Origin of the sequence: Alteromonas sp. KS69 (genome assembly GCF_003989595.1) — a bacterium.
In the GTDB taxonomy this organism is placed as follows: Bacteria; Pseudomonadota; Gammaproteobacteria; order Enterobacterales; family Alteromonadaceae; genus Alteromonas; species Alteromonas naphthalenivorans.
The window spans coordinates 49,059-63,369 of the sequence record NZ_PYHU01000044.1 but is presented as its reverse complement, the minus strand read 5'-3'; the positions used below and the strand labels follow the sequence as shown (position 1 = coordinate 63,369).

12 protein-coding genes are annotated in these 14,311 nt (G+C 43.5%); 5 read left to right on the top strand and 7 right to left on the bottom strand.

Translation table 11 applies throughout. The features are described from left to right. Positions 1 to 34: 34 nt before the first annotated feature. From zapD to C7Y69_RS18525, 7 genes are all read right to left on the bottom strand, one after another. Positions 35 to 787: a cell division protein ZapD gene (zapD, locus tag C7Y69_RS18555; RefSeq protein ID WP_126873773.1), complete on the bottom strand. Its 753-nt coding sequence runs from the start codon at positions 785 to 787 to the stop codon at positions 35 to 37. 128 nt (positions 788 to 915) lie between these two features. Continuing rightward, positions 916 to 1,587, bottom strand: coding sequence for a dephospho-CoA kinase (gene coaE / locus C7Y69_RS18550; RefSeq protein ID WP_013782950.1), 672 nt, complete (start codon positions 1,585 to 1,587; stop codon positions 916 to 918). Next, entirely contained in the window at positions 1,587 to 2,492 is a 906-nt protein-coding gene (locus C7Y69_RS18545; RefSeq protein WP_126873772.1) for a prepilin peptidase, read from the bottom strand. The genes coaE and C7Y69_RS18545 overlap by 1 nt, the downstream gene beginning before the upstream one ends. A 109-nt stretch (positions 2,493 to 2,601) precedes the next feature. After that, complete coding sequence (locus tag C7Y69_RS18540; RefSeq protein WP_126873771.1) at positions 2,602 to 3,810, bottom strand: type II secretion system F family protein; 1,209 nt, start codon at positions 3,808 to 3,810, stop codon at positions 2,602 to 2,604. A 67-nt stretch (positions 3,811 to 3,877) separates the two neighbouring features. Continuing rightward, a complete protein-coding gene (locus C7Y69_RS18535; RefSeq protein WP_063457692.1) occupies positions 3,878 to 4,297 on the bottom strand; it encodes a prepilin-type N-terminal cleavage/methylation domain-containing protein in 420 nt (139 codons plus the stop codon). Positions 4,298 to 4,662: 365 nt separating this feature from the next. Further along, on the bottom strand, positions 4,663 to 5,517 hold the full coding sequence (nadC, locus tag C7Y69_RS18530; RefSeq protein WP_126873770.1) for a carboxylating nicotinate-nucleotide diphosphorylase: 855 nt from the start codon (positions 5,515 to 5,517) through the stop codon (positions 4,663 to 4,665). Between the two features lie 18 nt (positions 5,518 to 5,535). Further along, complete coding sequence (locus C7Y69_RS18525; RefSeq protein WP_126873769.1) at positions 5,536 to 6,066, bottom strand: TIGR02281 family clan AA aspartic protease; 531 nt, start codon at positions 6,064 to 6,066, stop codon at positions 5,536 to 5,538. A gap of 676 nt (positions 6,067 to 6,742) precedes the next feature. On the opposite strand from C7Y69_RS18525, the gene ampD reads away from it, so the two are divergent. From ampD to aceF, 5 genes are all read left to right on the top strand, one after another. Then, positions 6,743 to 7,303 (top strand): 1,6-anhydro-N-acetylmuramyl-L-alanine amidase AmpD, encoded by a 561-nt coding sequence (gene ampD / locus C7Y69_RS18520; protein ID WP_126873768.1) that lies wholly within the window; start codon positions 6,743 to 6,745, stop codon positions 7,301 to 7,303. A 62-nt stretch (positions 7,304 to 7,365) separates the two neighbouring features. After that, the gene (gene ampE, locus C7Y69_RS18515; protein ID WP_126873767.1) at positions 7,366 to 8,235 is read left to right on the top strand and encodes a beta-lactamase regulator AmpE; all 870 of its coding nucleotides are present in this window, start codon (positions 7,366 to 7,368) and stop codon (positions 8,233 to 8,235) included. A 319-nt stretch (positions 8,236 to 8,554) separates the two neighbouring features. After that, positions 8,555 to 9,301, top strand: coding sequence for an FCD domain-containing protein (locus tag C7Y69_RS18510; protein WP_057789987.1), 747 nt, complete (start codon positions 8,555 to 8,557; stop codon positions 9,299 to 9,301). A 202-nt stretch (positions 9,302 to 9,503) separates the two neighbouring features. Continuing rightward, complete coding sequence (gene aceE, locus C7Y69_RS18505) at positions 9,504 to 12,179, top strand: pyruvate dehydrogenase (acetyl-transferring), homodimeric type (protein WP_126873766.1); 2,676 nt, start codon at positions 9,504 to 9,506, stop codon at positions 12,177 to 12,179. Between the two features lie 26 nt (positions 12,180 to 12,205). Continuing rightward, a complete protein-coding gene (gene aceF, locus C7Y69_RS18500) occupies positions 12,206 to 14,239 on the top strand; it encodes a pyruvate dehydrogenase complex dihydrolipoyllysine-residue acetyltransferase (RefSeq protein ID WP_126873765.1) in 2,034 nt (677 codons plus the stop codon). Positions 14,240 to 14,311: the final 72 nt, after the last annotated feature.

The window sequence follows — 14,311 nt, the reverse complement described above, 5'->3', positions numbered from 1 at the left end:
TCCAGTGGCAGATTAGGTTTTCGATAGGCGTAGTTTAACAGGCTGCCAGTTTAAACTGAATATTAGATTCAACAGCCGCGTTTTGGCCTTCAGCGGGAGAAAACCATAAAAAGCGCAAGGCATAGCGGTATTTATTGCCGCTAAGGGTAGGGTAGTAACCTTCATCTACACGGCATTTTATGCGGATAAGCTCGTTTTTATCTTCAGCCGCACCTTGGTAAAATCCATTGTCTGCAGTAACCGTTTTGAATTGTCCGCGTTCACGAATAAACGACAAGCTAACGGCGATGGTGTCGTCTAATAAACTCAAGGTTTCAAGCCATTGGCCAATTTCTTGTTGGCGAACCTCGGCAGGTTGTTGAAGCCAAAAGTGAAGGTTGGGTAGGTCAAAGCTACAAGAACCACCTGGAATAGCGAAGCGCTGCCTAATCGCACTAAGCAGCTTATCTTCTTTAAGCGCGCTGCCAAAGCGACGGTCGGTTTTAAGCTTTTGCTTAAGGTTCACTATGGTTTTAAGTGCCTGATCTAGCGCGGCACTATCTATCTTAGGGTGCTGTGACCAATAAACGAGATTTTTTTCGTGGGCATCTAAATCTTTGCTCATGTCTGAGCGTAAATCCAGTCGCTCAATCAAATCGAGTAACTCAAATAACTGCTCAAAGAAAACCATTTGCAGTGGCACACTGTCAGATTTCGCGGTGCTTTTTAACTGCCCAAGAAGCTGCTCTACGCGCAGATAGTTACGCACTTTTTCCTTTAGGGGGAATTCGAATACAGCTTCGCTCATGGATATCCTTAAAACACATAGACTTAACCCTAAAGCCTAATGCATGAACTGCCCTAAGCCAAGCCTACTTTCATAATCAATTAAGTATTTGACGAGTTTTAAGGAAAAAAGTTGCAGTAAAACCGAATTTACGAAGAATTTTCGTTATTTGCACTGTATTTACGGGAGTATTCGTTATGTAGCGCGATTACTTGCTTGTTGAGAAACTCAATAGTTTTACTATTATCGATGACATCATCAGCCGCGGATAATCGTTCTTTTCTGGTCGCTTGCGATGCCATAATACTTTCAATTAGTTGCTTGGTACTGCCATCGCGTTGCATGGCTCGTTCAAGCTGCATGGATTCGGGGCAATCTACTACAATGACCCGATCGCATAATTCACTAAGGTTGCCCTCAACCAGTAAAGGAACCGATAAAATACAATAATGGCTAGTCGAGTCAGCTATTTGTTGCAGCATAGTTTTGCGAATAAGCGGATGTAACAATTGATTGAGCCATTGCTTTTCTTCGCTATTATTAAAAACACACTCTCGTAACGCTGCCCTATTTAGGGTGCCATCTTCTAACAAAATAGCGTGGCCAAAATGCTCGGTTATTTTAGTTAACCCTTCACTGCCAAGCGTAACAACCTCTCTAGCCACTTCATCGGCGTCAATAATATCAATACCTAACGCTGCGAATTTATTCGTAGCGGCAGACTTTCCACTACCAATTCCGCCGGTAAGGCCAATCACGACTTTATCGCTTTTATTCGAAGGCCTCTTTGGTTCTGCTTGTGCTGTTTTCGTTGCTACCATTACTGCAGTGCCCATTTTAAATAGTGGGTAATAATCGAGTCTTTATAAAATAAGGTTATCCAACCAGCAACGGCCAAATAGGGCCCGAAGGGGATAGCCAGTGATTTTCCTTTGTTTTGGAACATCATAATGGCAATGCCGGCGATTGCACCGACTATTGAAGACAATAAAATAATGATGGGTAAACCTTGCCAGCCAGTAAAGGCACCAAGAGCTGCTAATATTTTAAAGTCGCCATATCCCATGCCTTCCTTTCCGGTGACTATTTTAAACAACCAGAATACAGACCATAAACTCAAATATCCGGCTGCTGCACCAATAATGGCGTCAACTGGTCCAACAAAAATAGATTGGGTGCTAAGCACTAAGCCAAGCCAAAGCAAAGGCAGGGTAAGTTGGTCCGGTAGCAGCATTTTATCTAAATCGATAAAAATAAGGGCGATTAGAATATAAGTAAATATCACCGCCCATATTGCTTGAGGTGTAGGGCCAAAATAATAGGCGGCGAATGTACAAGTTAGCGCTGTAAATAGTTCTACCAATGGGTAGCGAATAGAGATAGAGGTTTTACAGTTTGAACATTTTCCGCGAAGGAATAGATAGCTAACAATCGGAATATTTTCCCATGCCCGAATTTTGTGACCGCAACTTGGGCAAGTGCTATCTGGCTTAGCTAAATTAAACGTTTCAGAGGAAGTTTGCTTACCAGTAGCTTGAATATCTTCATTTTCGCTATCTGTTTCACTGAAGTAACTGGCGTATTCCTGCTTCCAACTGTTTTCCATCATAATAGGTAAGCGATGAATAACCACATTTAAGAAGCTTCCTACCATTAAGCTAATCACGAAAACAAAGAGGTAGAATAACCACGGGTATAATTGGCTGGTAAGCAATATCGCTTCCATAAAATAGCGTTCTCTTTTTTATTTTAGTTAATAATGCAAAAAAGGCCTGCACTGGGCAAGCCTAATCATGTGTAGAGGACAAACAAAACAAGTGCCAGCTGGCAAAAAGTTATACCACATTACCCATTTCAAATATGGGAAGGTACATGGCTACGATAAGGCCGCCAATCACTACGCCTAGCACAGCCATAATCATAGGCTCAAGCAGGCTGGTTAAACCATCTACCATATCATCCACTTCGGCTTCATATATTGTTGCTATTTTACTGAGCATTGCATCGACAGAGCCAGATTCTTCACCAATGGCGACCATTTGCGTGACCATATCGGGAAATACATTAGTAGCGCGCATCGATGTGTGCATTGGCATGCCGCCCGCAACTTCTTTTTTCATAAACATAATAGCGTCTCTAAATACCGCATTGCCCGACGCGCCAGCAGCAGATTCAAGTGCGCCAATTAAAGGTACACCGGCAGCAAAAGTAGTTGCGAGGGTGCGAGTAAATCTTGCGATACTGGCTTTTTTGAGTATTTCTCCAATAACGGGAATTTTAAGAACCGCTCTATCAACTCTATCGCGAAAGCTTTGGCTTTTCTTATGAGCCCGCATAAACAAGTAGCCAGCTATACCAATTCCGATGCCTATAAATATCCCGTAACTTTGCACAAAATTTGAAATAGCGAGCACAAAGAGTGTGAAGGCAGGAAGCTCAGCCCCGAAACTACTAAAAATTTCTTCAAATTGAGGTACCACAAATACCAACAATATAGTGGTTACAATAAGCGCGACTACCACTACAGCTACAGGGTAAAACATCGCTTTTTTAATTTTTGATTTAAGTGCTTCCGCTTTTTCTTTATAGGTGGCGATTCGGTCGTAAATGGTCTCTAAAGCACCGGACTGTTCTCCGGTGTAAACCAAGTCGCAATAAAGCTCATCGAAATATTCAGGGTGTTTACGCAACGAGTTTGATAGCGGGTTACCTGAGCGGACTTCGTTAGTGATTTCGCTAAGTAACTTTCGCATTGATGCTTTAGCATGACCTTGAGATATCATGTCTAAAGATTGGATAAGGCTGACCCCCGCAGCCAACATAGTAGCAATTTGGCGTGAAAACACTGAAATGTCTGCAGCGGTGATTTTTTGTCCGCCACGACTAAATAGGGATTTTTGTTGTTTTTTTACTTTTCTGACTGAAACGCCTTGTTTACGAAGCTGCATTTTGGCTTCTTTAAGGTTGGTAGCCGAAATCTCACCTTTGCGGCTGTTACCTCGCCCATCTTTTCCTTGCCATTCGTAAACTATTGCAGCCTTCACAGATATCCTTCCTCATATAAAAAAGGGAAGTGCAATTGCACTTCCCTTAAATTAAACGATTAACTCGCTAGCACACTCCTTGAGCTACACATGTTCCTGTTTTAGTCCATTGAATTGGAGCGGTAATACCATTAGGAGTCAGGATATAAGTGTAGCCACCTACCTCAGTTGTACCAGTTGCTGTAATAACGCCATCTGCGATTGTAACAGATGCTACACGCCCAGCCGCTGTTGTCATTGCTGGCGGAAGACCTTTCGAACCCGCATCTGCATCAGTTAACGCTGAAAACTCACCAGTTTGCGCAGAAACTTCAAAAGCAGTTTTAAATGCTGTTGTTGCCATGACGACTTCAGTGAATTTAGATTTTTGAGTATAAGTCTGATAAGCAGGTAAAGCGATTGCTGCCAAAATACCGATAATGGCAACAACGATCATTAATTCGATTAGGGTGAAACCCTTTTGGTTTTTATTATTCATGTTCATCATGGTTTTCTCCGGGACGTGTATAGCACGTTAAGTTTAAATGTAATTCAAATTGACGTTTATACCCGAGTCGTCCTTAAACGCCCCTGGTACTTGAATCTAAGTATATAAATTTATTGGTCAGTGACAAGTATGCAGAAAAATACCTATGTCTGACTTTTTCAGTATGACACGTTCAAAAAGGGCTTTGCAGCCCTATGTTGTTGAACTTTGGTATAAATTTACAACTTTCGTACGTATAGATAACTATACTACCTAGAACGAAACCGGTGAAACGTGCCTATAAAGTAGTAAAGTGTCTTTATACCTAAGCACGTCGTTTGAACTGTTACATGTGAACTTAACGCAAGCTAATCGACAAATCTGTTTTACGCTAAATTCACTCTTAGCGATAAATCAATTGCCTTCACATTCTTGGTTAGTGCACCAGATGAAATATAGTCTACACCCAGTGTTGCTAGCGACGATAACCGTTCATCGGTAATGTTACCTGACACTTCCAGTTTACATTGCCCTTGGGTTAGCGCTACTGCCTTTTGGATCTGTTCGTTGGTGAAATTATCCAACATAACGATGTCAGCCCCTGCAATAAGTGCTTGTTGCAATTCTTCTAAGCTTTCTACTTCTACTTCAACAGGCTTGCCAGGTTTCATTTCTTTGGCGCGGCTTATTGCTTTCTCTATAGAGCCGCAGGAAAAAATGTGGTTTTCTTTAATTAAGAACGCATCAAACAAACCAATACGATGATTTTGTCCGCCGCCACAATGCACAGCGTACTTCTGTGCCATACGAAGGCCTGGTAGGGTTTTGCGTGTATCAAGAATTTTGGTGTTGCTTCCGGCAAGCAACTTCGCGTAGCTGGCTGTGACGGTTGCCGTTGCTGAAAGGGTTTGCAGAAAATTAAGTGCTACCCGCTCGGCAGTAAGAATAGCGCGAGCCGACCCTGTTAAAGTCAGTAGGGTAGTATCTGCTGCAACGGTGTCGCCGTCTTTTACTTGCCATACTAATTCCAAGCGCTCATCAATTAACGCAAACGCTTGTTCAACCCAAGCTACGCCGCAAATAACGCATTGCTCACGGGTAATAATAGTAGCAGTCGCGTTTTCGCTTTCGTCTATTAAGTTCGCAGTAATGTCGTTATGCGCGTTAAGCTCGCCACCTAAATCTTCGATAAGTGCGAGAGAAACTTGTTCGCGGATGGCGTTAATGTCGAGTGAAATCATGATGGCTGCTGTTTAGAATTAAAGGGTACGCAATATTAACCAATCTCCGCGCTGAGTAAACTCTAATTGCCGTAAAACGCTCATTCCAAGCAAGATATGCTCACTTTGCATACCGGGGTTTAGGTTTGCGCTAACATTGTTTAGCACAATGTCGCCAATTCGAAGAGTATCAATACGTGATTCAGCAACGGTAACGGTTCCATTCGCTGTATTGGCTAAGCCTTTACGACCCGCTTGTAATTGAAGTCTCTGGGCTAGATGGGCGGGAATAGACACATCGGTAGCGCCGGTATCTACCAAAAACACCACTTCTTCGCCATTAATAAAGCCTGAGGTCACGTAATGTCCTGCTCGGTTTTGCTTTAAGCGTACTTCGGTTTGTGACCCAATACGCTGTGATTGAGGTTCGCTATTAGGGTTAACTTGCTTATCGAGCAAGCCAGAAAAGACATAGACCAGCAGGCCAAACCCACAAATCCACGCCAGCACCACCATATACTTTGCCGCAGAATTCTCGCCCACAGAATCATCTTCACTCATATAAAACATCTCACTTCTTTTTATACGTTCTATTTATACCGCCTTTCTACGTATATATAAATGTATCGGCCTAACAAAAGGAGTTCGTACCCAGTGAAACTTTATGGAGTAAGGGGTAGCACTTTTTTCTTTTTCAAAAAACGCTCGCGATTATTAAGTGCAAGGTGAGTTTGAGGGTAAAGCCGTCTGCGCAATATCTCTTGAAACATTATTCACGCTCAATTCAAGTGGTCATTCGTCAAAGCAGTAAGGCAGCATCCATTTAAAACCTTATGCAGCAAGGAGCTGAATTCTTCTCTTTTTTAATATGTAACTTGCCTATTTAAGTGCAAGGTGAATTTGAGAGTAAAGCCATCTGCGCAATTTTTCTTGAAACATTATTAACGTTCAAATCAAGTGGTCATTCGTCAAAGCAGTAAGGCAGCATCCATTTAAAACTTTATGCAGCAGGGAGCTGCATTCTTCTCTTTTTTCAAATATGTAACTTGCCTATTTAAGTGCAAGGTGATTTTGAGGGTAAAGCCGTCTGCAGCATGGATGCTGCAGCCGAGCCTCCATGGATGGATTCACGGCGTGCTTTACCCTCAAACTCACCTTTCACCAGAAACGGCGTTTAGCTTGTGCCCTTGGGCAGCTGGTGTCACACTGTTATTAATGAAAACCACGTAACGAATCTTCAAATTATATGGTGTTATACAAGCCCGCGAAGCAAATTGATTGCCCCCATTATGATGAACGGCCCGACGAAAGCGATGTGAGTGTGTTGGTTATTCATAATATTTCGTTGCCACCCTCACAGTTTGGTACATCAGGCATTCGTGAACTGTTTACCGGTACGTTAAACCCTGATGAGCACCCATTTTACAAATCAATAGCAGGAATTAGGGTATCTGCCCATTGCGTTATTTACCGCAACGGCGAAATAGAGCAGTTTGTTCCCTTTAATAAGCGGGCGTGGCATGCAGGGTTATCGACATTTCAAGGTCGCTCACGTTGTAACGACTTTACCATTGGTATTGAATTAGAAGGTACGGATACTCTGCCTTACACGGATGCTCAATATGAGCAACTATCGATATTGAGTAGGTTTATATTACAACAATACCCGCGCATTACCTTGGGTCGAATTGTGGGTCATAATGATATTGCGCCAGGGCGAAAGACCGATCCAGGTGTAGCGTTCGATTGGTCACGCTACAGACAGTCACTTGATGCAACTAACATCTCAAGCAACACGATTATTTAAATCGGTAAGCAAGGCGATTATGCGTCTGCCTATTACCTATAATTCTACGGTAGGAAATAAACATGATACTAATGAGTTTACTGCTGGTATTAAGTCTTGAAAGGCTCATTACTAAAACGCCGGTATGGCACATAGAACGTTATGCAGTTGCCTATCAAAATTGGCTTTACGAGCGAAAATGGCTAGAAGAAGACACGTCATCGATTGCTTTTTATTTATATATGTTGCTGCCAGCAATAATCATTGGGCTAATTGAGCATTGGCTGTTCGGCGCTTTTCTTACCTTTATTGAACAAAGTATCATTCTGTTTATTTGTATAGGCTGCCCGGTATTGCGTGCCACGTATAAGCAATTTTTGAACGCCGCAGACCGAGGCGATTTACAAGCTTGCAGTATGTACACCGACCAACTAGGGCATTGCGGTAGCAAGCGTGATAGTGACGGTACGGCCATGGCTGAGGGAAAAAGCTTCGGCCAACACCTTACTTGGCTGAACTATCAGCACTACGCTGCGGTGATGTTGTGGTTTATAGCATTTGGTGCACCGGGTGCCGTGTTCTACTGTTTCAGTAGAAGTGCTACTGAGCGTTTCTGTGCATCTCAACATCCATTAGCTATGGCGGCGGGCAAGTTAATGTACGCACTTGATTTTATACCGGTACGCATTACTGCGTTTGGCATGCTGATGATGGGGCACTTTTCTCGTGCATTACCTGAATGGCTGAAAGACGGCTTATCATTGAATATTTCTGCGTATGACCTACTCACTAAAGTGTCGTCAAAAGCTGAGATGTTAACGGCTGAAGAGCATAAAGCTCAGACAGAAAATGCAGCCGTAGAGCCTAAAGTGTTGGTCAAGTTAGCAAAACGTAATGTTATTTTTCTACTTGTTATTACCTCTGTACTTACCGTTATTGGCACCCTTGCCTAACTAATACCGTTAACAAACGTATTACCATTCTATCCTGGTCTATAAATTTTTTATTTATAGATCAGGCATTTCATGTCTCATATGCATGTTACCTCACCTCATCAGACCAGTAAGGCTTTGCTAAATTTTTGCAACAAATTCAACAATAAAGCTTAACAATAAGCAACTCGTTACAAGTTTGCTATGCTTGAGAGTATTTACCTCACTTTCAAACTATCTTAAACTGTATAGGTAAAATGGTATTACCAATTGTGACTGTAGACCTTACTTGTTTACAAAATAGTCGCATACTCAAGTAAACGAAGGAATATAGTCACGCATGCGTCAGCAGCGAAAAAAACTTGCCGATGTTATCACCGAGCAGCTTGAGTCCATGATTTTGGATGGGAGCTTATTGGCAGGTCAGAAATTGCCACCAGAGCGTGAACTTGCGATTCAGTTTGAGGTATCACGGCCTTCCTTACGAGAAGCCATAGGTAATCTCCAGGCACGTGGATTGGTTGAGCGCAAGCAGGGCGGCGGCACGTTTGTAAACCGCAACCTTAACTCTGCCATGAAAGACCCATTGATGGCACTTGTCAGTAAACGGCCTGAAACTCAGTTCGATTTACTTGAGTTCCGTCATGCCTTAGAAGGAATGGCTGCGTATTACGCAGCGCTTCGCGGGCAACCTGAAGATTATGAAGCGCTGAAAAATGCGCTTAATGAACTACCCACGCCAGCACCCGAAGAAAGTAAGCGGGAACAAGCGGAAGCGCTAGGTAAGTTCTACATCATTATGGCAAGAGCATCCCATAACATGGTGCTTTTACATGTAATGAGCACCATGCAAAGTATGCTGGTGGAAAACATTGAACGTAACTTTGATATGTTAGCGACTCATCCGGATGCCGTGGCCGATATTGCTCGTCAAAGACGAGAAATTGTTGAGGCTATCGCTGCAAGGGATCCAGAAGCGGCACGTCAGGCGTGTAATACGCACCTTGCGTTCATTGAAAAGACATTATTAACCATTAATCAGCGTGACACTCGTGTACAACGCGCGTTACGACGATTGGAAATTTAACACGCCTTCTTGTTTACCCAGTTTTATGAGGCGTGATTATATAAGCAGAGGCTTAAAGAGAATTTTAGCTACTGCGATAGGCAAAAAGCACAGGTGAGCCACTAAGGGTCACAGCGAGTACAACGTAATTTGGTCATTCTTCTTTCGATAATTAGGTCGAAGGAAGAATTCTCTATATATAAAGCAAAAATAGGATGGCACCATGACTGATATGATGCACCAAGATGTGGATCCTCAAGAAACTAAAGAGTGGATTGACGCTCTTGAATCTGTTTTGGAAGAGGAAGGTGTAGAACGCGCCCATTATCTACTCGAGAAACTTATTGATAAGGCTCGTCGTAGCGGAGCGCACTTACCGTACGACGCCACCACAGCGTACATCAATACAATTCCTTCAGCGCAAGAGCCAAAAATGCCTGGCGACCTAACGATTGAAGCACGTATTCGTGCCGCCATTCGTTGGAATGCATTGATGATTGTATTACGTGCTTCTAAGAAAGACTTAGAGCTTGGTGGTCACATTGGTAGTTTTGCGTCATCTGCCATGCTGTACGATGTTGGTTTTAACCACTTCTTTAAAGCGCCTACAGAAAATGCTGGCGGCGACTTTATTTTTGCTCAAGGCCATATCTCTCCAGGTATTTATGCCCGTTCTTTCATTGAGGGTAACCTTACCGAAGAACAGCTAAACAACTTCCGTCAAGAATGTGCTGGTGAAGGCTTATCTTCATACCCACACCCTCACTTGATGAAAGATTACTGGCAGTTCCCAACAGTATCGATGGGTTTAGGTCCACTTCAAGCCATCTATACTGCACGTTTCCTTAAGTATCTTACTAATCGTGGTATCAAAGACTGTTCTGAACAGCGCGTATACTGCTACATGGGTGACGGTGAGTGTGATGAGCCAGAATCATTAGGTGCTATTGGTCTTGCTTCACGCGAAGGCCTAGATAACCTAACTTTCGTTATCAACTGTAACCTACAGCGCCTAGACGGCCCGGTACGTGGTAACGGCAAAATTATCCAAGAACTTGAAGGCACATTCCGCGGCGCAGGCTGGGAAGTGGTTAAAGTTATTTGGGGCAGTTACTGGGATGAGCTTCTTGCTCGTGATAAATCAGGCAAACTTATTCAGTTAATGGGCGAAACCGTAGACGGTGAGTACCAGAACTGTAAGGCGAAGGGTGGTAAATACACTCGCGAAAACTTCTTCAACAAGTACCCAGAAACGGCTGCACTTGTAGCGAACATGTCTGATGATGACATCTGGCGCTTGAACCGTGGTGGACACGATCCAGTAAAAGTCTTTGCTGCTTATCAAAAAGCGAAAGAGACCAAAGGTCGTCCAACGGTTATTCTTGCTAAAACTGTTAAAGGCTTTGGTTTAGGTGCTTCTGGTGAAGCCTTGAACATTGCGCATAACGTGAAGAAAATGGACGTTGATTCACTTAAAGTGTTCCGCGATCGTTTCAACATTCCAATCGCTGATGAGAAGATTGAAGAGCTACCTTACTTCAAGTTCCCTGAAGACAGTGAAGAAATGAAGTACTTGCGCGAGCGTCGTGAATCTTTAGGCGGCTACCTGCCTTCTCGTAGAGAGCAAGCAGAAGAGCAACTTGAAGTACCTGAGCTAAAAGCATTCGATGCAATCTTAAAAGGTTCAGGCGATCGTTCAGTTTCCTCTACTATGACCTTTGTTCGCGTACTTAATGCCTTGTTGAAAGACAAGAAAATTGGTAAGCGTATTGTGCCAATCATTCCTGATGAAGCACGTACATTCGGTATGGAAGGGCTGTTCCGCCAAGTGGGCATTTATGCTAACGAAGGCCAAAAATACGTTCCACAAGATGCAGAACAAGTGGCTTACTATCGTGAAGATAAAAAAGGTCAGGTATTGCAGGAAGGTATTAACGAATTAGGTGCAATGGCATCATGGGTTGCGGCAGGTACGTCTTACTCAACCTGTAACGCTACGACTATTCCGTTCTACATTTACTACTCAATGTTTGGTTTCCAACGTGTTGGCGACTTGGCGTGGGCAGCTGGCGATAGCCAAGCAAGAGGTTTCTTGTTAGGTGCTACTGCAGGTAGAACCACATTGAACGGTGAAGGTCTACAGCACCAAGATGGACATTCACATGTTCAAGCGAACCTTATCCCGAACTGTGTAACTTACGATCCAACTTACGGATACGAAGTAGCTGTTATTGTACAAGACGGTTTACGTCGCATGTATGGCAACAACGAAAACGTATTCTATTACCTAACATTGATGAACGAGAACTACCAACACCCAGCTATGCCTGAAGGTGATGACGTAGCAGATCAAATCATTAAAGGTATTTATAAGCTTGAACGAGTTGAAAACAAGAAGACCAAGACCAATGTACAATTAATGGGCTCGGGGACTATCTTGAATGAAGTACGTAAAGCGGCACAAATTCTTTGTGACGATTACAACGTTTCTTCAGACGTTTACTCGGTAACCTCGTTCAACGAATTGGCTCGCGAAGGTCAAGAAGTGGCGCGCTGGAACATGTTGAATCCAGAAGCAGATCAGAAAACAGCTTACGTTGGTCAGGTCATTACGAAAGATGCAGGTCCTGCTATTTCTGCTACCGACTACGTGAAGAACTATTCTGATCAGGTTCGTGCATTTATCGACACTGATTACCGCTGTCTAGGTACTGATGGCTTTGGTAGAAGTGATAGCCGTGAAAACTTGCGTACTCACTTTGAAGTTAACGCTGCATACATTGTAGTGGCTTCATTGTACGAACTAGCGCAACGCGGTGAGTTTGATAAGAAAGATGTTGCCGAAGCGATTAAACGTTTTGATATTAACGTTGAAAAACTAAACCCACTTTACGCGTAGCCGCAGGCAGATAAGGTATTTTACATATGTCAGATATTCAAAAGATTATCGTACCCGATGTAGGCGGTGACGAAGTTGAAGTTATCGAGCTATGTGTTGCCGTTGGCGACACCATTGATGCAGATGAAGGCGTTGTTACCGTAGAAAGTGACAAAGCCTCTATGGACATTCCTGCACCATTTGAAGGTGAGATTGTTAGCTTATCTGTTGCCGTTGGCGACAAGATTAAAGAAGGCGATGTTATCGGTGAAATGAAAAAAGCAGGTGGCGAAGAAGCCTCTTCTGAAGAAAAAGAAGAACCAGCTGAAGCAGCACCTGCAAAAGAAGAGCCTAAAGAATCACCAAAAGAAGAAAGCAAGTCAGAAGCGGCACCAGCATCATCAGGTGGCGGTGAAGTGATAGAAGTTGCGGTTCCTGATATTGGTGACGACGGCGAAGTAGATGTTATTGATGTATTGGTTTCTGTAGGCGATACCATCGAAAAAGAAGATGGGCTTATTACGCTAGAAACCGATAAAGCCACTATGGATGTGCCTTCTACTCACGCAGGTACGGTGAAAGAAGTATTCATCAGTACTGGCGATAAAGTAAAAGAAGGTACGCTAGTTATTAAACTAGAAACCGCTGGAAGTGGTGAAGCAGCTAGCAGCGATGCGCCTGCGGAATCAAGTTCTGAAAAAGCGGCACCTGCGGCTGAATCATCTTCTGACGACGCGGCTTCATCTGCCTCATCTTCAGAATCAGCTGGCGGCGTGGTAGAGGTTGAAGTTCCTGATATTGGTGAAGACGGCGAAGTAGACGTTATCGATGTATTAGTTTCTGTGGGCGACACCATTGAGAAAGAAGATGGTCTTATTACCCTTGAAACTGATAAAGCGACAATGGATGTGCCTTCTACCCATGCAGGTACAGTAAAAGAAGTCTTTATTAAAGCCGGTGACAAAGTTAAGCAAGGTACGTTAGTTATTAAGCTAGAAACTGCCGGAAGTGGCGGTTCAACTAGTAGCGAAGCACCTGCACCGAAGAAAGCAGAATCTGCGCCTGAGAAGCCAAAAGCGGCTGAAAAACCAGCATCGCAAAATAAGTCACCTGTGCCAGCGCAAGAAGCGCCAGAGCCTAAGGGCAATGGGAAAGCACATGCTTCTCCTTCTGTGCGCCGCGTAGCAAGAGAGTTTGGTGTAGACCTCACCCTTGTTAACGGAACAGGGCCTAAGAATCGTATTCTTAAAGAAGACGTTCAGGCTTACGTGAAAGCTGAGCTTGCTAAGCCGAAAGGCAGCGCTGCAAGTGCATCTGCACCAGCTGGCGATAACGTGCTTCAAATTGTGCCGGTTAAACCTGTTGACCACAGCAAGTTTGGTGAAGTTGAAGAAGTTAAGCTTTCACGCATTCAGAAGATTTCTGGCCCGTTCTTACACCGTAACTGGGCGACTATCCCTCATGTAACACAGTTCGATGAGGCTGATATCACCGACGTAGAAGCGTTCCGTAAAGAACAAAATGCGTATCATGCAAAAACCAAGTCTGGCTTGAAGATCACGCCACTTGTTTTCATCATGAAAGCGGTCGCAAAAGCACTAGAGAAATACGAAGTATTTAACTCTTCGCTTTCTGATGATGGTGAAAGCTTGATTATCAAGAAGTTCATCAACATTGGTATTGCGGTAGAAACTCCGGGTGGCTTGGTAGTGCCGGTAATCAAAGACGTGAACAAGAAAGGTATTGAGCAGTTATCTCAAGAGCTTATTGAAACGTCGAAGAAAGCCCGTGATGGCAAGCTGAAGTCTTCAGATATGCAAGGCGGTACGTTTACCATTTCAAGCTTAGGCGGTATTGGCGGAACAGCGTTCACGCCAATTGTTAATGCCCCTGAAGTTGCTATTTTAGGTGTATCTAAGTCTGATATGAAACCGAAGTGGAACGGTAGCGAGTTTGAACCTCGCCTAATGGTTCCGTTAAGCTTGTCGTACGACCATCGTGTTATTGATGGTGCGGTAGGTGCAAGGTTCTCTACTGAAGTAGCTGCAAACTTGACTGACTTGCGCAGAATTATACTTTAAATCAAAATACGAGAATGTTTGTTATATCATTAACATTCTCGGTGATTTTATAAGCCCTTGGGGCAGTATTTA